The sequence below is a fragment of the Rhodococcus sp. 14C212 genome, assembly GCF_011058195.1.
GTDB lineage: Bacteria > Actinomycetota > Actinomycetes > Mycobacteriales > Mycobacteriaceae > Rhodococcus > Rhodococcus aetherivorans.
Genome location: NZ_JAALEH010000005.1, coordinates 55,162 through 74,362, shown reverse-complemented (window position 1 = coordinate 74,362; position 19,201 = coordinate 55,162). Strand labels below are relative to the sequence as shown.

Sequence of the window (19,201 nt, the reverse complement as noted above, 5' to 3'; positions counted from 1 at the left end):
GGATCGAGAGTGCCGCCCGGAAATGTGCACGTCCATCACAACTTTGTGCAGGGTTCTGTGTAATGTTGCTACATGTTCGACGTCGACGGACTCGTGGCCCTGCGTGCGCTGCGTGACCACGGCACGGTCACCGAGGCCGCGAGCGCCCTCGGCTACACGCCCTCCGCCGTCAGCCAGCGCGTCAAACGGCTCGAGCGACGGCTCGGCGCGGCCCTGACGGCCCCGGTGGGCCGCCGGGTGGTGCTCACCCCCGCCGCGCAGCGCCTCCTCGACGACGCCGAACCCCTTCTCGGGCAGCTGGAATCGGCCTTCTTCCGGGCCTCGGGATCGCCGCGGATCGCCGGCGCGGTCACGGTGGCGGCATTCACGACGGCGATCCGGGCCGGCATCCCCGCGGCGCTGGACTCGGCCACCAGGGGCCGGCCGGATCTGTCCGTCAGGGTCGTCGAGGCCGACCCGGTCGACGCTGCCCTGAGGGTGGCCACCGGGCGGGCCGACGTCGCCGTGCTGCACCACTGGCGGTCGTTGCCGCGGGTGTTGCCCGACGCCCTCGTCGCCGAACACGTGCTCGACGACGGCGCCGACGTGATCGTGCGCGCGGACCATCCGCCGGCCCTCGGCGGAACGTTCTCACCGCAACAGCTCTCGTCGTCGGACTGGGTGTCCACCGGCGAGGGGACGCTGTGCCACGAATGGCTGATGTCCATGTTCGCCGGGCACGGCCTGCGCCCCCGGATCACCTGCACGTCGAGCGACTTCGACGTCCATCTGGACTTCGTGCGCGCCGGGCTCGCCGCCGCGCTGGTGCCGCGACTGGGCCGCAGGCCGCTGGGACCGGACCTGGTGGCGATACCCGCGCCCGGCGCCGTGCGGGTCGTCAGCGTCGTCCGGCGCGCCGGTCAGCTCGACGACCCGACCCTCGCGCACGTCGTGTCGCACCTGCGGATGTCGTTGGGCGCGTAACCCGCCGGCGCCCCGCGAGTGCGCACGTCTCGCGCCGATTCCCGAGGCAGCGTCACGGGATGTGCGCACTCGGTGCGCGTGGAGTCATCCTTCTGTGCATTCCCAGCCATGTTCGCCCGCCATCCGGGGACCTAGTGTTCCAGATCACAAGCATCCGGCGGCGGGTGGTGCGCATCCGAGGCCTCCGCCGCGACCCGAAAGGACGGACCTGGACGTGGCGTCACTGCAGACGGTGCAGAGGATCGGACCGGTGCTGGACCTGTTCACGGTGCAGCAACCCGAGTGGGGAGTCTCCGAGGTCGCGGCGGCGATCGATGTTCCCCGATCGAGCGCGCACGCCCTGCTGTCGAGCCTGGTCGACACGGGGCTGCTCCAGTGCCGCGCACGCGGACGCTACCGGCTCGGTTGGCGCGTCGTGGAGCTGGGAGAGACGCTGCGCGGCACCGTCGACGTCCGGTCCTGTGCCGCCCCGGTCCTCGAGCGACTCGTGGAGAAGTACGGCGAGACAACTCATCTCGCGGTCATGGATCGATGGAACGTCCTCTACGTGGACAAGATTCTCGGCAATCACAACATCACCGTGCAGGGTGCGCGGATCGGGACGCGCCTGGATGCGCATTCCACGGCGGTGGGCAAGGTGCTGCTCGCGCAGCTCGAGGAGATCGAGGTGCGCCGGTATCTGGCCATGCGCCCGTTGCGGCGGCTGACACCGTCGACCACCACGAACCCCCAGACACTTCTGGACGCCCTGGCCGGTGTGCGCTCGGCCGGCTTCGCTGCGGACCTCGGGGAGACCGTCTCGGAGGTGCACTGCGTCGCCGCCCCGGTGCGCGACGACCTGGGTTCCGTCGTGGCGGCCGTGAGCGTGAGCGTGCCCGCGACGCGCTTCGTCCAGCGGCGACCGCAGCTCGAGCGGGCCGTGGTCGGTGCCGCGCACGAGATCACCCGGGCGATTGCCGAAGCCCACGACTGCAGTCCCGCGCTCCTGCGGGACGACCCGGGTGCCGCCGGCCTCACGGCGGCGAGCCCACGCGCCTCCTGACCACGAATCCGACCGCACGAACGAGACAAGCGAAAAAGAGGAGCCATGGACACCGCTGCCCACAAGGCCGCAGACCGACTGCTCGAGGTGTATCGCACGGGGGAACCGATCGATCCGCTCACCCCGGACCATCCCGACGCGTCGATCGAACTCGCCTACCGGATCCAACAGCTGCAGGTCGAGCAGTGGACGCTGGCCGGTGATGTCGTCAAGGGCCACAAGGTGGGCTTGGCCTCCCGCGCGATTCAGCGGCAGATGGGCGTTGATCAACCCGATTTCGGGCATCTGACCGCGAGCATGTTCCACCTCGAGCATCAGCCGATCCCCGCCGGCCGCTTCCTGCAGCCGCGGATCGAGCCCGAGGTGGCGTTCGTGCTCGGCCGGCCGCTGGCCGGTCCGGGCGTCACCGCCGCCGAGGCCGCGCGGGCCGTGGACTTCGTGCTGCCCGCACTCGAGATCGTCGACTCGCGGATCCGGGACTGGAAGATCGGCATCTTCGACACCATCGCGGACAATGCCTCCTCCGGCGGCGTGATCCTGGGGAGCCGGCCGGTCTCCCTCGGTGACGTCGACCTGAGGCTGATCGGATGCACGCTCCACATCGGCGGTGACCTCACGGCGACGGGAGCAGGCGGAGCCGTGCTCGGGTCCCCGCTCAACGCGCTGGTGTGGCTGGCCAACACGGTCGGCCCGCTCGGGGTCACCCTCGAACCGGGGCACGTGGTGCTTCCAGGCTCCATGACCAGGGCGTTTCCCGTGGCGGCGGGCGACTCCATCGTGGCGAACATCAGCGGGCTCGGCAGCGTCACCGCCGTGCTCGGCGGAAAGGACGAGAAATGAGCGACCAGTTGTGGAGCGCGGCCCGCGTCGCCGACGTGCTGCTGCGGGCGGAGGACACCGCGACCCCGCAGACGTCGATCCTCGCGGAATGGGACGGACTGGACCTGGGGACCGCGTACGCCGCGCAGGACATCGCGTTGCGCATGCGGCTCGCCCGCGGCGAGCGGCTCACCGGCGTGAAGCTCGGGGTCACGTCGAAGGCGAAGCAACGGCAGGTGGGCGTGGACTCGCCGTCCACCGCGTGGCTCACGGACAGGATGATCCTGCCGATCGGCGATCCCATCCCGCGCGAGAAGCTGATCCACGCCCGCGCGGAGCCGGAGATCGCGTTCGTCATGGGCCGCAGGCTCGAGGGGCCCGGCGTCTCGGCTGCGACCGCACTGGCCGCGGTGGAGCACGTGGTCGGCGCGATCGAGATCATCGACAGCCGCTTCTCCGGCTACCGGTTCTCGATGATGGACGCCGTCGCGGACAACAACTCGTCCGGACGGTACGTGACCGGTCCGGTCGGCCGCGCGCCGGAGGATCTCGATCTCGCCCTCGAGGCGTGCCTGCTCGAGGTCGACGGCGAGGTGGTGGATTCGGCGACGGGCGCCGCGGTGCACGGACATCCCGCGGAGGCGCTGGCCTTCGCCGCGAACACCCTGGCCGAGCGGGGACTCGCCATCGAGGCAGGGTGGTTGGTGCTCACCGGCGGCATGACCGACGCCGTGCCGGTGCAGCCGGGGGCGCGCATCGCCGCGCACTTCACCACCCTCGGCACCGTCACCGTGGCGGGAGGCTGACGATGCCGTTCATCGACGTGACGATCGCGGAGGGGCGCAGCCCGGACGAACTCCGGAGGCTGATCCACGAACTGACCCAGGCGGCGCACCGGGCCCTGGACGCGCCGCTGCCCAACATCCGGGTGGTGCTGCGGGAGACGCCGAAGACACACTTCGCCGCGGGGGATGTGACGATCGCCGAGCGTGAGACACGGGCCTGAACGGTCCGGCTATTCCGAACTGCGACAGCGCCGGCCGGCGACGAAGTCGAGCATCGTGATCGGGCCGCATCGGGGCGGGGAAGCGGGATACACAAGGGAGACACCATCCCCTGCATCCCCCGGAGAACCCGATGACGTCGAACCCACAGCGCGCCCTCACCCTGGTTGCCGAGCCCGAGCCCGGCTGCGAACGGGTGGCGGACCGGATGTACCACGACCTGCTTTCGCCCCCGGAGGTGCACCAGGTGCGCGACCGTGTCCGGGACTTCGCCGCCCGGACCGTCTCGCCGATCGCCGGCCGGATCGCCGGCGGGGACGAGCGCCTCGACGGGTTCCCCCGGGACGCGTTCGAGGCCATGGCCTCGAACGGTCTGTTCCGCCTTCCCTTCACCGCGGATGTCGGTGGCGACGGGCTCACGCATCGCGCCACGGCCACCGCGGTGGCCGTCGAGGAACTGGCGTACTACTCCAACAGCGTCGCCGCCATCTACGACGTCCATTGCATCCTCGCCGGCACGGCACTGGACCAGGGCACCGAGGAGCAACGGCGCCGATGGCTGCGTCCCGTCGTCGACGGGGAGATCGTCGGGTCGTTCGCGACGAGCGAGCCCGGTGCGTCGAGCGATCTGTCTCCCGAGGCGGTGCAGACCGTCGCGAGCCCGGACGGCGACGGGTGGGTACTCACCGGCCGCAAGCGGTGGATCACCAATTCGGTCGTCGCCGGTGTCGTCGTCGTGCTCGCCCGGACCGGCGACAGCCTCACCACCTTCATCGTTCCCACCACCGCACCGGGCGTCACCGTCGGCACACCCGACCGCAAACTCGGCAACCGCGGGCAGATCACGGCCGACGTGATCCTCGACCGTGTTCCGCTCGGGCCGGAATCGGTGCTCGGGCGGGTCGGCGGCGGCCTGCGCGTCGCGCTCCGCACACTCACCTACGGCCGCATCGGAATCGGCGCCGCCGGCGTCGGCATGGCGCAGGCCGCCTTCGACCGCACTGTCGCGCATCTGAAGTCGCGGCACGCGTTCGGTGGTTCGCTGGCTTCCAAACAGCATTGGCAGTTCGTGATGGCCGACTACGCGGCGGATCTCGAGGCCGCCCGCAGCCTGTACCTGAAAGCGGCGCTCCGGCTCGACGCAGGGGAACACTTTCCCGAGCCCGAAGCGGCGATGGCGAAGCTGCGCGGCACCGACCTGGCGGCGCGCATCGCCCGGGATGCCGTACAGGCGTTCGGCGGCCTCGGATTCGTGCAGTCCCTCGGCGCCGACGACACCGAAGGGCCGGTCGAGGCAATCTACCGGGACAGCAAGATCGGCGAGATATACGAGGGAGCCAACGAGATTCAGAAATGGGTGCTTGCCCGGCAGATTTTCGGGCGGGACCACACCGGGTAGGACTACGGATTCCGCATCGTCCGTCCGAGACTCTTCGGTTCGGACGATGCGGCAGGCTGACCCGCCCTGACAGGTGTCGCCCTCATCGGGTTCCCTCAACGGAGCCCGATGAGGGGCGTCGGACTCCTCCGCCGAGATCAGAGGGTGCATAGACCGCGGTGGGCCTAGGACACCGCCCATGACGGCGCTCTGGATCCGTTCACAGGAGCCCGTCCGGCTCATGAGCACGACCGTGCCGCGCAAGGCGCTGGATCGCCGTGTCGACGACCAGGACCGTCCGCGGCAATGGTGGGTGTCTTGCAGGATCGCGCCGAGGTACGCCCTCTCAGGCACCCGCCGGAGGAGATGGCGGACACGTTGGATTCGATCGCCGGTGTCCGGCCCTGGGGCACCGTGGCGAGGTCGATGTCGAGGACATTGGTAGCGACACTTCAGGTTCAGGTCGACGCTGGATTCGCAGTGCACATCGTCACTCGTCCCACAGCTCTGGTGCCTTCGCTCGACAGCATTCGACGCGAATGGTGACCGCTTCGGAGGCGGAAGTACTGGATCCGCACATCGTTCTCGTCGAAGACGTGCCGGTCCGTGGTGTTGGTCATGCCCTGCGAGAGACCCGTCGATCGGTCGACGAGAACGCCTCGCCGAGCACGAAACCTCGTACAGTCATCGATTGCATCTGTCCTCCCGGGGCTTCGGTGGTAGCCGGCTCCACCGTAAGGCGTGCCGGCATGCCGGCGACCTGGCCGAACGATCAGACCAGCCCCCTTCCGATGGGCAGTGCGCTCGAGACTCGGGCTCCGCCGACCCGCATCGACCCAATGTCGAGCCCGGACGCGCCCTGTCCCGCCGCGACCTGAGCTCCGGCACACTGCTCGGCAGCTCGTTCGATCTGTTCCCGCTCGGAAGGGGACAGCCGAGTGGGAACCTGGCTGCGGAGGATGCGAACGATGTTCTCGTAGAACCGTGTAGTGCTCATCCCGAAGCGAACGAGGATCTCCCCGACGGGTGGACCCCCATACGGTAGCCAGATGCGGGCGAGCTCGAGAAGCTCACGGTCTTCGGCAGACATGGGTCATTCCTTTCGTCAACCGACCGACGACAGCGGGGAGGGAAGGGCAGCATGACGATCGGTCTGTGACTGGCACTGTGACAGAGCATGTTTGAGATCGAAGTTGACGTCACGGGCTTGTTCCGGTGTGAGCGGCATCGTGCAGGCCAGCATCTTGCGCGCTGCCATATGGTCCCGCGGCTTGTTCACCGATTCGACACCCAGCAGGCGCCCATGCCGGAAACAGAAGACGGAGAAGGCACCGTCCGCGACCGATCCTCGAACGACACTGGTATCGGTGCCGGTGGTCAGCCCGGCAATCTGCAACTTGGCCTCGTACTGCTCCGACCAGAACCACGGCACACTGCGGTACGCCGTCTCGGTACCGGTGAGTTGTGCCGCAATACAGCGGGCTTGGTCGACCGCATTCTGGACCGACTCGAGTCGGACGAGCCCTTCGTCACTCACTCCGGGAAACGCTGCGCAGTCGCCGATGGCGGAAATCCGCTCATCCGAGGTACGTAGGTGCGCATCGACAACGATGCCGTTGGTGACTTGCAATCCGGCGTGCTCGGCCAGTTCGGTATTGGGGACGACGCCGATTCCGATCACGACGGCATCGGCGGGGATCGTCTGCCCGTCACAGGTGATCACCCCCCGGGCGCGTCCGTCGTCCACCACGATCCGCTCGACTCCGGTCGACAGCCGCAGATCGACACCATGGGCGAGGTGGAGGGTGGAGAAGAACTGTGACATCGTTTCGGTCAATGCCCTGGCCATCGGACGGGCCATCGCCTCTACGACGGTGACGGACAGTCCGTTCTTGCGGGCGGCGGCAGCGACCTCCAGACCGATGAATCCGGCGCCGATGACCACGAGTGACGAACACGCCTTCATCTGCGCAGTCAGCGCCTCGGCCTCGGAGGCGGTGCGCAGGTAATGGACGCCGGCGGCGTCGGATCCGGGGACCGGTAGGCGGCGATTGCGTGCACCGGTGGCGAGGATCAAGTGATCGTAGTCGACCGTGGACCCGTCCACCAGTTCCACTCGTCGGTCGATCCGGTGAAGTCGCGCGACGGGTTTGCCGCACCGCAACTCGATATCGTGTTCGGCGAAGTATCGGGCCGGACGCAGTGCGAGCGAATCGCGATCGGGCTCGCAGTGCAGATAGGCCTTCGACAGCGGGGGGCGCTGGTAGGGAACGCCGCTCTCGTCGCCGATGAGGGAGATGGCTCCGTCGAAGCCGTGTCCGCGGAGACTGACCGCTGCCTCGAAGCCGGCCTGTCCCGATCCGACCACCACGACGCGGGGGGTGCTCATACTTGGTCCTCCGGCAGGCGGACGATCAGGCCGTCGACCTCGTGGGTGACGACGAGCTGGCACGAGAGCCGGCTGGCGTCAGTACGTGGGCTGACGGTGTCGTCGAGCATCTCGTCTTCTTCCTCGGAGATCGGAGGGAACTTCTCTGCCCACGGACTTTCGACGTAGACGTGGCACGTCGCGCACATGGCCTGGCCCCCGCACTCGGCGACGATGCCGTCGATCCCGGCCGCGATGGCGGCCTGCATGACTCTCTTGCCCGGGGCGACCTCGACCTCGTGCTTGGTTCCATCGGGGTCGATATAAGTGACGGTAGGCACGTCATCTCTCTTTCACGAAAATGAAGCGGTGGTGATGTGGGGTGCCGGCTGCAGCACCCGGCACCCGCGGGTGGGTCAGGGCAGAACCGTGTTTTCGTTGCTGAACAGCAGCGAGATCCCACCGGTGGCGAAGTTCGCCACATCTCCGGCCGCGGACTGTCCTTGTGGTGAGGCAAAAGCTTGCCCGGCCTCGTCCTTGGACTCGAAGCACAGCTCGGCGAGCGCATAGGCAGCGGGGGGATTGCCATCGAGCGGCTCGCACCTGCCGACGGCGAATTTCTTCACGTTCGGTATCTCTCGTACCAGCGGGAGATGCCTGGTGGCGTAGTACTCGTCGAACGCCGCCGGATCGGTGGGCTGATTGTAGACGGTGGTGACGCGGTACATGATGTCCTGTCTGGTCGATGTTGTCAGGGGCGGTCGGCCGGGACGGGATTCTGCTGAGGGTCCCACTCGACCAGCACGTGCTCCGGGCCTCGGAAAGAGGTGTTGGGCAGGTAGGTGAATTCCTGTCCGGATACGAGCGACATGTGCGGAAGACGGCGGGAGGTCTCTTCGAGGAAGATCTTCATCTCCAGTCGTGCCAGTGTCGCACCGAGACAGGTATGGCTACCGATCCCGAACGTCAAGTGCCGGCGCGCGTTTCCACGGTGGATGTCGAACTCGTCCGGCTCGGGAAAGATGTCGTCGTCGCGATTCGCCGACGCGGTGACGATGAGCAGGCGCCCACCCGCCGGGATGTCGACACCGCCGACGGTGGTGTCGTTCACCGCCATACGGCGCCAGGCGACGACGGATCCGCTGTAGCGCAGGCACTCTTCGACGGCCTTGGGGACGAGTGTGGGATCGGCGCAGATCTGCTCCCAGGCACTGCGGTTTTCGAGCAGGGTGCGGAAGGCGTTGCCGGTGGCGTTGGTGGTCGTCTCATGGGCGGCGACGACGCCACTCATCATGATGTTCTGGAGGTAGTTGTCGTCGAACAGGTCGGGATGTTGGCGCTGCATCTCGATCGCGTGCGGGATCCAGCCCTTGGCGTCGGGGTCCGCCTTCAGCTTTTCGACCAGTCCGCCGGCGAACCTCCAGAACTTGCCCATGCCGGTGGCGACGCGGACCTGTTCTTCGCCGTCGGGATGGCCCCAGGTGAACAATGTCTGCTGCATGCCGAAGTGGCGGCAGGTTTCGATGTCCTCGTCCGGGACTCCCAGGAAGATCAGGGCAACGATGCAGGGCACCTCGTAGAGCAGATCGTCGATGAGGTCGGCGCGGCCGGTCTTGACGACCCGGTCGAGGTAGGCGTTGACGACTTCACGGATCTTCGGTTCGAACGTGGCGACGTTGTCGGCTTCGAACGGCTGCATGAGCAGGCGGCGTCGCTGCGTGTGGATCGGCTCGTCCTCGTTGACGATGGTCGGGCCGGGGGCGAACTCGTAACTGCCGAGGATCTGCAGGGCTTCGTCGCTGATCGGAGTGATCTGATCGAGCGTGATCCGCGGTGAGAACACCGCGGGATTCTTGAAGATCTGCTTGATGTCTTCGTAACGGGTGACTACCCAGTAGTCGAGCAGGGGGCTGTAGAACACCGGCTCCTCGGCGCGCGCCTGCCTCAGCGAGGACGACGGATCCACCTGATACGGGCCCTGGAACGGATCGAACCCGGCGGCCATCCGGGATACCGGGCATCCGGTCGGGCTGGTGACGCCACGCGGCGCTTGATCGACGGTCATCTGGTTCCTCCGGTTTCGGGAATCGAAGCTGCCGTAAGCTTCTCGAAGAGACTATGATCGCGGTCACAGCGACGGCTATCCTCTGCGCGTAGAAGTACAGCCAATATGCGCACACGCATGGCGACGATCCGAGCGGAACATGGACACAGTGGAATCGAGCGATACCGGCATTCGGCAGTCCGCGACGACTGCATTCCGGTCGGACGACATCGACGCTTCGCGCACAATCGGCGGCGGAGTGTTCTACCCGCACGAGGTGCGGGTCCTGGGGAGCGAGCGCACATTCGAGATGCAGCTGACCGCGGTGACCTGTGGACCGATCACTCTCGGAAGGCTGGACTATTCGACCGAGGTGGAGATCAGCACCGGTGAGCTGCGCGACGCGTATCAGGTCAACATTCCCCTGAGGGGTGAGCTGGTGACGGGCTCCGGGGACGGACGGATGGTTGCTACCCCGGATGTTGCTGCTGTGTACCGATGCGATCGCCGTACGATGCTGCGGGGATGGTCGTCGGCGCATCCGGCACCGGTACTTGCCGTGAAGATCGACCGGCGGGCTCTCGAGGAACGATTGTCCGAGCGTATCGGTCGCGCGCTCACCGATCCGATTGCTTTCGGTGTCGAATTCGATCTACGCACCGTCCCCGGCCGACAATGGCTGTCGGTGGTGAGGGCGCTGGCTGTGTCCCTCGACGACCCGACGGCCTCAGGACTGCATCCGATTATGGCCGCTCCGATGGCCGAATGCCTGATGAACGGGTTGCTCGTCGCCGCGGACCACGACCATCGGCGCGGGCTGGACACACCGAAAGCGGTGCTGCCCGCAGTGGTGCGGCGAGCGCTGGACTTCATGGACGAGCACGCCGACGAGCCGCTCTCGGTGGCGCAGATTTCCCGACACCTCGGGGTCAGCGTCCGTGCCTTGCAGTTGGGCTTCCAGACCTCGCTGGGAACGACACCCATGCGGCATCTGAAGCAAATCCGATTGCAGCGGGTACGCAGGGACTTGGTGAACGCCGATCCAGAGTCGGCGGGGGTCACCGAAATCGCTCGCCGGTGGGGCTTTCTACACGGCGGCCGCTTCGCAGGGGAGTATCGGGAAGCTTTCGGAGTGAGCCCGTCGCGGGATCTTCGCGCGATTCCGTACCGGTAGCCGACGAAGCTACGGCGATGCACTGACGGTGGCTTACCGAACGGCGGCCAATGCAGTCGAGAACATGCCGCCCAGCCGGTCGGGTAGGAGCGGTATGCCCCGCCTTCTCGCTGCATGCCGCCACACGAGGTCTCGCCACTCGATTGTAGTGGGCGCCGACTTCCGGCCAGGGCCGACCGATCACGAACCGGGCGACGGCCCACCGTCGTGGATAGCGTCACGTCGGAACTGCGCTGGGCTCCTGTCGAAGCGGCGTCGAAACGCGCGACTGAAGTGGGAGACGTCTCGGAAACCCACGTGCTCGCTGATCTCCGCGACCGTGAGGTCGGTCGTCAGCAGTTGGTTCCGGGCCTGCTTTAGGCGCAGCTCGTACAGCCATGCGCGCGGTGTCGTGCCGGCGGTACTGAACAGTTTGTGGATGTACCGAACGGACATCCCCAGCTCGGCGCTGATCTCCGCAGTCGTGTGATCGGGGTCGTGCAGATGCCGCTCCATCGTGCGCTGCACGCTCCGCAGGTCCTGCGCGTGCACGCGCCTGGTGGATCTTGTCGGAGGCGCCGACTCGCCGATCGCGGTGGCGAGCAGGTCGAGCGCCGAGCCGGCGACCGACAAGGACGACCGGAGGGACAGTGGTGCGGCGGTCGTCGCGAGCTCCACGAGGAGCCGCGACACGATCCGTCCTATACCCACCTGTCCCGAGAAGCCGGACCCGGTGATGTGGTCCATTGTGTGCGAGGGCAGGCGGGTGGCCAGTAGTTCGCGTGGGCTGCGCACCACGACTTGTTCGAACGAAGTCGTCCCGTCGACCACGAACGGAGTCGTCGCGTCGAGGATCGCGAACGCTCCGTGCTCGAGCACCGCTTCACTCCCGTTTTGCCGCAGGACCGCGGATCCGCGCCTGATCAGGCAAAGCAGGTAGTCGTCGCTCGGATCCGACCTGATCATCGCCGGTGTGCGAACCACGGCGTGCGGATCAGCGCGCACCAGGCTCACCGTCAGCTCCCCGAGCGACCGGACCGCCAGGTCGGCCTCGAACGGACCCTTCTTGTCCGGCCAGTCGACATCCATCTCGCAGTAGGTTGCCTCCAGGGTGTCCGCCCAGCGCACGCGTCTCTCGGTCGAGGCGAGGCCGCGGGTGCTGAGCACGACCTGCTTGCCGGAATCGTCCGTGCAGACGGAGTCAACCATCGGTGCACTCTCGGTCATGTTCCTACTCACCTCCACACCCTAGTGTTCCAGATCACAAGAGCTCGAGCGACGGGCAATCCGCACGCCGTCCGCCGCTCGTCGGCATTCCTACCTCCGAATCCGGATGAGTACAAAGGAGATACGACCATGACGGCGAGTGCCACCACTTGGATCGACGAGATCACCATGGAGGAATTGGACCGCGACCCGAATCCGATCTACGAGCGGCTCCGCCGTGAAGCCCCGGTCGCGTACGTGCCGGCCGTCGGCATGCACGTCGTGGCGTCGCGCGAGTTGTGCCTGCAGATCACGCAGGACCCGCAGGCGTGGTCCACGGTGATCGCCCCCTCGGGGGGCCGGACGTTCGGCAAGGGAACGGTTCTCGACTCCAACGGCGAGCAGCACCGCAAGATCCGGGAGTGGATCGATCCGCAACTGCGGCCCGGTGCGGTCGACTCCTACGTCGAGGCACTGGTCCGGCCGCAGGCGCGGCGGATCCTCGAGGGAATCGAGGACCTCGGGGCCGTCGACATCCAGGAGGCGTACTTCGCGCCGGTCAGCGTCCGCGCCGTCGGCGACCTCATGGGCTTGACGGACGTCCCGTCGGACACCCTCGTGCGCTGGTTCCAGACACTCGCGCTGTCCTACGGCAACGCCGCGGTCGACGAGGACGGGAACTTCGCGAATCCGGCACCGTTCGAGGCCGGCGACCGCGTCAAGGACGAGATCGTCGCGACGGTCGATCCGATGCTCGACCACTGGACCTCCCACCCTGACCACACCCTCATCTCGCACTGGCTGCACGACGGGATGCCGGAGGGGCAGGTCCGCGACCGCGCCGAGATCTATCCCAACCTCTACGTGTTCCTGCTCGGCGCACTGCAGGAGCCCGGCCACGTCATGACGACCACCCTGGCGGGTCTGCTGCAGCACCCTGACCAGCTCGAACGCGTCGTCGACGAGCCGAATCTCCTGCCGCGCGCGATCAACGAGGGCGCGCGCTGGGTGGCACCGATCTGGAGCGCCGCCGTCAAGGTCGCGAACCGGGAGGTCACCGTCGGCGGCGTCGACCTGCCCGCGGGTACGCCGGTCATACTCGCGTACGGCTCGGCCAACCGCGACGAGACGGTGTGGGAGAACCCGGACGCCTACGCCGTGGACCGGCCGGTCATGCCGCACCTCGCCTTCGGCGCCGGCAAGCACGCCTGTGCCGGCACCTACCTCGGGACCGCGATCGTCCGGATCGCCCTCGAGGAGCTGTTCGAGACGATCCCGAACATCGAACCCGACCCCGCCCGCACCCCGAGCTTCTGGGGCTGGACCTTCCGCGGACCGCAGGGCCTGCACGTCCGATGGGAGGTGTAGTCGTGAGCCACTCGGTGACCGTTTCCGGGCAGGACGGGACCTTTCCCGGGGCGCCCGACCGTTCGGTACTCGAGTCCGCGCTGCGGGCGAACCGATGGCTGCCGCACGCGTGCTCGCAGGGCACCTGCGGGACCTGCAAGATCCGGGTGCTGTGCGGCGACGTGGACCACGGCCGGCTCGACGAGACCATCCTGAGCGAGGCGGAGCGCTCGTCCGGGCTCACACTCGCCTGTCAGGCGAGGCCGCGCACCGATCTGACCGTCGCGCCGTTGAACGACGCGTCCCCGGACGGGCCGAGGCATCCCTTGCGCGACCACACCGGCACCGCGGTGGAGCTGGCCGACATCGCATGGTGCACCCGCCGGCTCGTCGTGGAGCTGGACGAGCCGATGGAGTTCTCCGCCGGTCAGTACGCCGAGCTGGTTGTGCCGGATTCCGGTGTGACGCGCCAGTACTCGATGGCCAATCCGCCGTCCGAGTCGCGCCGCCTCGAGTTCCACATCAAGCAGGTCGACGGAGGGCTCGCGACGGAGGGGTGGATCTTCGGCTCGCTTCGGCCGGGAGACCGGATCGAGTTGCGCGGGCCGCTGGGGCAGTTCGCCCTGGTTCGCCCCCAGGAGGAACCGGCCATCCTGGTCGGCGGTGGAACGGGGCTTGCTCCCTTGAAGTCGATTGTGCGCCATGCTCTCTCCAGCGATCTCGTCCCGAGCATCGACCTGTACCACGGAGGGCGCGGGCAGGCGGATCTGTACGACGTGGACTTCTTCCGGGCGCTCGAGGCTGCCGATCCACGATTCCGCTACCACCCTGTGCTCAGCGAGGAGCAGTGGGACGGTGCGACCGGCATGGTCACCGACGCCGTGCTCGACGACTTCGCCAGTTGCAAAGGGCGCAGCGCGTACCTGTGTGGGCCACCCGCCATGGTCGCCGCGGCGGTCAAGGCGCTCAAACGGCGTCGCATGGCGCCCCGGTTGATCTTCAGGGAGGAGTTCACCGTCGGCGCCGCGCCGCCGGTACTGTCGCCGACGTGACCGGTTCTACGGCCGGATGTCCGGGTTCGTCCCGGCACCCGGCCGGTCGTCGGTCAGTGCCGGTGGCTCGCTGCGCTGTCGGCGCGCTCCTTCCGGTATTGGCCGGGGCTGGAGCCGAAGGAGGCACGGAACGTCCTGCTGAAGTGGGAGACGTCCCGGAAACCCGCGCATTCGCTGACCTCCGCGACGGACATCTCGGTCGTCAGCAGGTACTTCCGCGCGCGCTCGAGCCGGGCCTGGTACAGCCATGCCCGCGGTGTGATCCCGGCCGCGCTGAACAGCTTCTGCACGTTGCGCAACGACATTCCCGCGTCGGCTGCGACGTCCGACAGCGTGAGCTCGGGATCGTGCAACTTCTGTTCGATGACCCGCTGGACGCGGGTGAGATCCTCCGTCCGATGCAGTTGCGCGGCACTGGTCGCGAGCGGACCCTCCGCGAGGGCGGTGACCAGCATGTCGACGGCCGACGAGGCGAACGACACCGCGGCTCCCGGCGAGATCGGAGCCGTCGTGGTCGAGAGGTCGACGAAGAACCGGCCGACCAGTTCGCCGGCCCCGTTGTCGCCGCCGATCGACCGGGCGGTGCCGTGTCCGACGATCCGGCCGGGCAGGCGCGAGGTGAGCAGCTCGGCAGGGGACCGCACCACGACCTGGCGGAACGGGGCGGGGGAGTGGAAGACGAACGGTGCGGAGCAGTCCAGCAGCGCGAATCCTCCGCGCTCGAGGACGGTCGCCCGACCGGACTGCTGTACCTCGACGTGACCCTCGGTCACGATGCACACGAGGTAGCCCGTCCAGGTGTCGGAGGCGATCATCTCGGGTGACCGCACCACGGTGTGGGCGTCGGCGCGGATCGTGCTGATGTGCAGGTCCCCGAAGGGCCGTCCACCCCACTCGGCGTCGAAGTGCTGCCGCGGATCGGGCCACGCCACGTCCATCTCGCCGTAGAGCCGCTCGAGGGTGCTCGCCCACTGCGTGCGGCCCTCGCGCGTGTCGAGCTCCCGCGTGCGCAGCGAGACGAGGGCGGGCGCCGCTCCCTTGCGCGCAGAGTCACCCGATTGTTCGCGCTCAGCCATGTTCCAGCACACCTCCACCTTCTAGTGTTCCAGATCACAGGGACTTGGCGTCCGGAACGATATACCGACATCGCGCCGAAAGCGACATCCGAGAGTGGATCCCCAAGCCGGGCAACGCAATCGGTGCCGATCGTATTGCAGGGCGCGATGCCGGTCGATCCCGTCGTGCCGGTCTCCGAAAACCGATTCTCCACAGCCCGAGATCAGGAGTGAACACCATGACGACATCAGCGATCATCGGCGACGCCGTCGGAGCGCCCAACACCGTCCGGCCCATGACCGGCGACGAGTACATCGAGTCGCTCCGCGACGGTCGCGAGGTGTACTTCCGTGGGGAGCGGGTCGACGACGTCACCACGCATCCGGCCTTCCGCAATTCGGTCCGGTCGGTGGCCCGGATGTACGACGCGATGCACAAGCCGGAAGCGAAGGGCATCCTGTCGGTGCCGACCGACACCGGTAACGGAGGCTTCACCCATCCGTTCTTCAAGACGGCGCACAGTGCCGACGATCTGCTCCTCGCTCGTGATGCGATCGCCACCTGGCAGCGTGAGGTGTACGGCTGGCTGGGCCGCTCGCCCGACTACAAGGCGTCGTTCCTCGGCACCCTCGGAGCCAACGCGGAGTTCTACGGGGAGTACCAGGACAACGCGAAGCGGTGGTACAAGGAAGCGCAGGAACGCGTGATCTACATGAACCACGCGATCGTGAACCCCCCGATCGACCGCGACAAGCCCGCCGACGAGACCGCCGACATCTGTGTGCACGTGGTGGAGGAAACCGACGCGGGCCTGATCGTGTCCGGCGCCAAGGTGGTGGCGACCGGGTCGGCGATCACCAACGCAAACTTCATCGCGCACTACGGCCTGCCGCTCCGCAAGAAGGAATTCGGCCTGATCTTCACCGTCCCGATGGATTCGCCGGGCCTGAAGCTGTTCTGCCGTACGTCCTACGAGATGAACGCCGCCGTCATGGGTACGCCGTTCGACTACCCGCTCTCGAGCCGATTCGACGAGAACGATGCCATCATGGTGTTCGACCGGGTGCTGGTGCCGTGGGAGAACGTCTTCGCCTACGACACCGAGACGACCAACGGGTTCGTGATGAAGTCGGGCTTCATGTCCCGCTTCATGTTCCACGGTTGCGCCCGTCTTGCCGTGAAGCTGGACTTCATCGCCGGCTGTGTGATGAAGGCGGTGGAGATGACCGGCTCGGCCGGATTCCGCGGCGTGCAGATGCAGATCGGCGAGATCCTCAACTGGCGCGACATGTTCTGGGGACTGTCCGACGCGATGGCGAAGACGCCCGATCCGTGGGTCAACGGGGCCGTGCAACCGAACCTCAACTACGGTCTCGCGTACCGCACCTTCATGGGTGTCGGCTACCCGCGGATCAAGGAGATCATCCAGCAGACTCTCGGCAGCGGCCTGATCTACCTGAATTCGCATGTGAGCGACTGGGGTAATCCCGAGATCCGGCCGTACCTCGACCAGTACGTGCGCGGGTCGAACGGCATCGCGGCCATCGATCGTGTCAAGCTGCTCAAGCTGCTCTGGGATGCCGTCGGTACCGAGTTCGGCGGCCGGCACGAGCTGTACGAGCGCAACTACGGCGGCGACCACGAGGCCGTGCGCTTCCAGACCTTGTTCGCCTATCAGGCTCAGGGCCTGGACAACCAGCTCAAGGGCTTCGCCGAACAGTGCATGTCCGAATACAACATCGACGGCTGGACGCGCCCCGATCTGATCGACAACGACGATCTGAAGATCGTCCGGAGCTGAACGGGGTGCAGCGATGAGGAGCACGGTCATGACCGACACCACCCGGGAATCCGATCTCGACGTCACACCTCTGCACATGCGTAAGGCCCTCGGCCGGTTCGTCAGCGGCGTCACCATCGTCACCACCGCCGAGTCCGAGGACGAGGCCTCGGTGCACGGAATGACTGCCAATGCGTTCACCTCCGTGTCACTCGATCCGCCGCTCGTGCTCGTATCGATCGCCAACCGCGCCAAGATGAACGAGCGGATCCGGGAGGCCGGGCGGTACGGCGTTTCGATTCTCGCCGGGGACCAGGAACCGCTGTCCCTGCACTTCGCCGGCGCGGCGAACCAGCCGGATCTGGTCCGGTTCGTGTGGCGCAAGGGCGTGCCCCTCCTCGAAGGTGCACTGGTTCACCTCGCGTGCACCGTGGTCGATTCGCATCCCGCGGGTGACCACACCCTGCACGTGGGCCGGGTGGAGCGGCTCTGGTACGACGACGGGCACCCACTGGTGTTCTACACCGGCACCTTCCGGTCGCTCGAGCTGCAGGGCAGGGACGAACCCTGGGGGTTCTGATCGAGCAGGGCGGGGTGGCCGCGGCGGGCGTCGCGGTCACCCCGCCTCTCGCGTCCCCGAGCGAATGTGCCGTCGTGTCGGATAGATCGACGTAACGGCACATTCGCTCACACCCCGCTGATCACCGCGCCGGCTGTGCGGCTGCCGCGCGCGCCGTGATCTCGCCGGCGCGGGCCGCTGCCGCCGCGGTGCCACCGATGGACCAGTTCACCGGATCGACTTCGACGATCTGTCCGCGCACCAGATCCCGCTGCGCCCCCAGGGTCTCGACGATCAGATCGGTGAATCGCGCAGCCAGCTCCTGGCGCTGCTCGATCGGGCGTCCGGCGAGGACGATCGCGGTGAAGTAGGGGGCCGGGGTGCCGCCGTCGGCGATCACCGTCCCGGCCGTCGCTGCGTCGTCGGGGTCGTACCGGACGACGAACGCCCGCACCCGCTCGATCGGGGAGTCGAGGACCTCCGCGTAGCAGCGGCTCGCGTCGGCGAGCAGCCGACGTCGTTGCTCGGCAGTGTAGGCGCCGTCGACGAGATGGAAGTGTGCAACGGGCATGGCCGCTCCTTTGTGACATGCTGGGGTACAGAACTATTCGACTCCGTGACGATTGGACTCCGTGACTATTGGACTCCGTGCCGGGTCCCGCCGTCGACGGTGAGGACGCTTCCGTGCAGCACGGCGGCCTCGGGGGCGAGCAGCATCTCCAGAGTCCAGCCGATCTCGTCGAGGGTCGGTAGCCGGCCGAGCGTGGTCTTGGCGCGGTAGCGGTTCCAGATCTCGCCGGGGTCGCGGCCGGTCTCGGCGGCTTCGGTCTCGACGAACTTTCGCAGCCGCGGAGTGTCGACAGGCCCCGGCGCGATGGTGTGGGTGGTGACGCCCTTCGGGCCGTACAGCGCGCTGAGCTGGCGCATGAGGTTGAAGACCGCGGCGTTCACCGTCCCCGGCCCGGCGTCGAGCGGGCCGGGTTCGAGTCCGAGCGACCCGGCGATCGTCACGAAACGCGAACCCGGCACCAGGTGGTCGCGGACGGCGTGCAGCAGCCGCACCAGCCCGCCGACCTTGATGTTCGCGCCGACCGCGAGGTCGCCCGGCGCGATGGTGTCGGCCGAGCCGCGCACCGGAAGTCCGGCTGCGAACACGGCCATCCGCACCGGTGCGTCGACGTGCGCGGCGATCGCCTCGATCGCGCTGTCGTCGGCGATGTCGGCGACGCACGGGACGATCAGGTCGTCCGAGGCCGCCAGCTTGTCGAGGTCGTCGGCGTTGCGGGCGACGGCGATCACGCGAAGGCCGCGACGGGCCAGGCGACGGGTGAACTCGGTGCCCATCGCACCGGTCGCGCCGACGACGACACACACCGAGGATGAGGTCATCTCTGTATTCCCCTCTTGCCGTTGTGGATCGCCCGGATGAC

At 67.5% G+C, this 19,201-nt stretch carries 20 protein-coding genes; 11 read left to right on the top strand and 9 right to left on the bottom strand.

The window, feature by feature from the left end:
* The first annotated feature begins 72 nt into the window (after positions 1–72).
* The 6 genes from G6038_RS04205 (at position 73) to G6038_RS04180 (ending at position 5,227) form a co-directional block, all read left to right on the top strand.
* The gene (locus tag G6038_RS04205; RefSeq protein WP_165036069.1) at positions 73–963 is read left to right on the top strand and encodes a LysR family transcriptional regulator; all 891 of its coding nucleotides are present in this window, start codon (positions 73–75) and stop codon (positions 961–963) included.
* A 214-nt stretch (positions 964–1,177) separates the two neighbouring features.
* Entirely contained in the window at positions 1,178–2,005 is an 828-nt protein-coding gene (locus tag G6038_RS04200; RefSeq protein WP_165036068.1) for an IclR family transcriptional regulator, read from the top strand.
* 45 nt (positions 2,006–2,050) lie between these two features.
* Positions 2,051–2,845: a 2-keto-4-pentenoate hydratase gene (locus G6038_RS04195; protein WP_165036067.1), complete on the top strand. Its 795-nt coding sequence runs from the start codon at positions 2,051–2,053 to the stop codon at positions 2,843–2,845.
* A complete protein-coding gene (locus G6038_RS04190) occupies positions 2,842–3,630 on the top strand; it encodes a fumarylacetoacetate hydrolase family protein (protein WP_165036066.1) in 789 nt (262 codons plus the stop codon). Before G6038_RS04195 ends, G6038_RS04190 begins: the two co-directional genes overlap by 4 nt.
* A gap of 2 nt (positions 3,631–3,632) precedes the next feature.
* The gene (locus tag G6038_RS04185) at positions 3,633–3,830 is read left to right on the top strand and encodes a tautomerase family protein (RefSeq protein WP_006933877.1); all 198 of its coding nucleotides are present in this window, start codon (positions 3,633–3,635) and stop codon (positions 3,828–3,830) included.
* Positions 3,831–3,961: 131 nt separating this feature from the next.
* On the top strand, positions 3,962–5,227 hold the full coding sequence (locus G6038_RS04180) for an acyl-CoA dehydrogenase family protein (RefSeq protein WP_165036065.1): 1,266 nt from the start codon (positions 3,962–3,964) through the stop codon (positions 5,225–5,227).
* Between the two features lie 751 nt (positions 5,228–5,978).
* Here G6038_RS04180 and G6038_RS04175 read toward each other — a convergent pair.
* The 5 genes from G6038_RS04175 to G6038_RS04155 form a co-directional block, all read right to left on the bottom strand.
* Entirely contained in the window at positions 5,979–6,296 is a 318-nt protein-coding gene (locus tag G6038_RS04175; RefSeq protein ID WP_165036064.1) for a DUF3263 domain-containing protein, read from the bottom strand.
* A gap of 15 nt (positions 6,297–6,311) precedes the next feature.
* Positions 6,312–7,595 (bottom strand): FAD-dependent oxidoreductase, encoded by a 1,284-nt coding sequence (locus tag G6038_RS04170; RefSeq protein WP_165036063.1) that lies wholly within the window; start codon positions 7,593–7,595, stop codon positions 6,312–6,314.
* The gene (locus G6038_RS04165) at positions 7,592–7,915 is read right to left on the bottom strand and encodes a 2Fe-2S iron-sulfur cluster-binding protein (RefSeq protein WP_165036062.1); all 324 of its coding nucleotides are present in this window, start codon (positions 7,913–7,915) and stop codon (positions 7,592–7,594) included. The genes G6038_RS04170 and G6038_RS04165 overlap by 4 nt, the downstream gene beginning before the upstream one ends.
* Positions 7,916–7,990: 75 nt before the next feature.
* Complete coding sequence (locus tag G6038_RS04160; RefSeq protein WP_165036061.1) at positions 7,991–8,302, bottom strand: EthD family reductase; 312 nt, start codon at positions 8,300–8,302, stop codon at positions 7,991–7,993.
* A 23-nt stretch (positions 8,303–8,325) separates the two neighbouring features.
* Entirely contained in the window at positions 8,326–9,639 is a 1,314-nt protein-coding gene (locus G6038_RS04155) for a cytochrome P450 (RefSeq protein ID WP_165036060.1), read from the bottom strand.
* 139 nt (positions 9,640–9,778) lie between these two features.
* On the opposite strand from G6038_RS04155, the gene G6038_RS04150 reads away from it, so the two are divergent.
* The gene (locus G6038_RS04150) at positions 9,779–10,792 is read left to right on the top strand and encodes an AraC family transcriptional regulator (protein ID WP_206024248.1); all 1,014 of its coding nucleotides are present in this window, start codon (positions 9,779–9,781) and stop codon (positions 10,790–10,792) included.
* A gap of 180 nt (positions 10,793–10,972) precedes the next feature.
* Here the strand turns inward: G6038_RS04150 and G6038_RS04145 are convergent, their stop codons facing one another.
* A complete protein-coding gene (locus G6038_RS04145; RefSeq protein WP_165036059.1) occupies positions 10,973–11,998 on the bottom strand; it encodes an AraC family transcriptional regulator in 1,026 nt (341 codons plus the stop codon).
* Positions 11,999–12,127: 129 nt separating this feature from the next.
* On the opposite strand from G6038_RS04145, the gene G6038_RS04140 reads away from it, so the two are divergent.
* Both G6038_RS04140 and G6038_RS04135 read left to right on the top strand, forming a co-directional pair.
* Positions 12,128–13,345, top strand: coding sequence for a cytochrome P450 (locus G6038_RS04140; protein WP_165036058.1), 1,218 nt, complete (start codon positions 12,128–12,130; stop codon positions 13,343–13,345).
* 2 nt (positions 13,346–13,347) lie between these two features.
* A complete protein-coding gene (locus G6038_RS04135; protein ID WP_165036057.1) occupies positions 13,348–14,376 on the top strand; it encodes a 2Fe-2S iron-sulfur cluster-binding protein in 1,029 nt (342 codons plus the stop codon).
* Positions 14,377–14,429: 53 nt separating this feature from the next.
* Here the strand turns inward: G6038_RS04135 and G6038_RS04130 are convergent, their stop codons facing one another.
* On the bottom strand, positions 14,430–15,452 hold the full coding sequence (locus G6038_RS04130) for an AraC family transcriptional regulator (protein ID WP_165036056.1): 1,023 nt from the start codon (positions 15,450–15,452) through the stop codon (positions 14,430–14,432).
* Positions 15,453–15,670: 218 nt separating this feature from the next.
* Between G6038_RS04130 and G6038_RS04125 the strand changes: the two genes are divergently transcribed.
* On the top strand, positions 15,671–17,233 hold the full coding sequence (locus G6038_RS04125) for a 4-hydroxyphenylacetate 3-hydroxylase N-terminal domain-containing protein (protein ID WP_165036055.1): 1,563 nt from the start codon (positions 15,671–15,673) through the stop codon (positions 17,231–17,233).
* A gap of 28 nt (positions 17,234–17,261) precedes the next feature.
* Complete coding sequence (gene nphA, locus G6038_RS04120) at positions 17,262–17,792, top strand: NADH-dependent flavin reductase (protein ID WP_165036054.1); 531 nt, start codon at positions 17,262–17,264, stop codon at positions 17,790–17,792.
* Positions 17,793–17,913: 121 nt separating this feature from the next.
* On the opposite strand, the gene G6038_RS04115 is transcribed toward nphA, so the two are convergent.
* Positions 17,914–18,342, bottom strand: a complete 429-nt coding sequence (locus G6038_RS04115) for a tautomerase family protein (RefSeq protein WP_165036053.1) — start codon at positions 18,340–18,342, stop codon at positions 17,914–17,916.
* 65 nt (positions 18,343–18,407) lie between these two features.
* Positions 18,408–19,160, bottom strand: coding sequence for an SDR family oxidoreductase (locus tag G6038_RS04110; RefSeq protein ID WP_165036052.1), 753 nt, complete (start codon positions 19,158–19,160; stop codon positions 18,408–18,410).
* Between the last annotated feature and the right edge of the window lie 41 nt (positions 19,161–19,201).

Coding starts and splice junctions, on each gene's coding strand:
- G6038_RS04160 (WP_165036061.1), bottom strand. CDS start 8,302: ATGTACCGCGTCACCACCGTCTACAATCAGCCCACCGATCCGGCGGCG.
- G6038_RS04145 (WP_165036059.1), bottom strand. CDS start 11,998: ATGACCGAGAGTGCACCGATGGTTGACTCCGTCTGCACGGACGATTCC.
- G6038_RS04125 (WP_165036055.1), top strand. CDS start 15,671: ATGACGACATCAGCGATCATCGGCGACGCCGTCGGAGCGCCCAACACC.
- G6038_RS04180 (WP_165036065.1), top strand. CDS start 3,962: ATGACGTCGAACCCACAGCGCGCCCTCACCCTGGTTGCCGAGCCCGAG.
- G6038_RS04155 (WP_165036060.1), bottom strand. CDS start 9,639: ATGACCGTCGATCAAGCGCCGCGTGGCGTCACCAGCCCGACCGGATGC.
- nphA (WP_165036054.1), top strand. CDS start 17,262: ATGACCGACACCACCCGGGAATCCGATCTCGACGTCACACCTCTGCAC.
- G6038_RS04110 (WP_165036052.1), bottom strand. CDS start 19,160: ATGACCTCATCCTCGGTGTGTGTCGTCGTCGGCGCGACCGGTGCGATG.
- G6038_RS04150 (WP_206024248.1), top strand. CDS start 9,779: ATGGACACAGTGGAATCGAGCGATACCGGCATTCGGCAGTCCGCGACG.
- G6038_RS04185 (WP_006933877.1), top strand. CDS start 3,633: ATGCCGTTCATCGACGTGACGATCGCGGAGGGGCGCAGCCCGGACGAA.
- G6038_RS04140 (WP_165036058.1), top strand. CDS start 12,128: ATGACGGCGAGTGCCACCACTTGGATCGACGAGATCACCATGGAGGAA.
- G6038_RS04170 (WP_165036063.1), bottom strand. CDS start 7,595: ATGAGCACCCCCCGCGTCGTGGTGGTCGGATCGGGACAGGCCGGCTTC.
- G6038_RS04175 (WP_165036064.1), bottom strand. CDS start 6,296: ATGTCTGCCGAAGACCGTGAGCTTCTCGAGCTCGCCCGCATCTGGCTA.
- G6038_RS04190 (WP_165036066.1), top strand. CDS start 2,842: ATGAGCGACCAGTTGTGGAGCGCGGCCCGCGTCGCCGACGTGCTGCTG.
- G6038_RS04205 (WP_165036069.1), top strand. CDS start 73: ATGTTCGACGTCGACGGACTCGTGGCCCTGCGTGCGCTGCGTGACCAC.
- G6038_RS04195 (WP_165036067.1), top strand. CDS start 2,051: ATGGACACCGCTGCCCACAAGGCCGCAGACCGACTGCTCGAGGTGTAT.
- G6038_RS04130 (WP_165036056.1), bottom strand. CDS start 15,452: ATGGCTGAGCGCGAACAATCGGGTGACTCTGCGCGCAAGGGAGCGGCG.
- G6038_RS04115 (WP_165036053.1), bottom strand. CDS start 18,342: ATGCCCGTTGCACACTTCCATCTCGTCGACGGCGCCTACACTGCCGAG.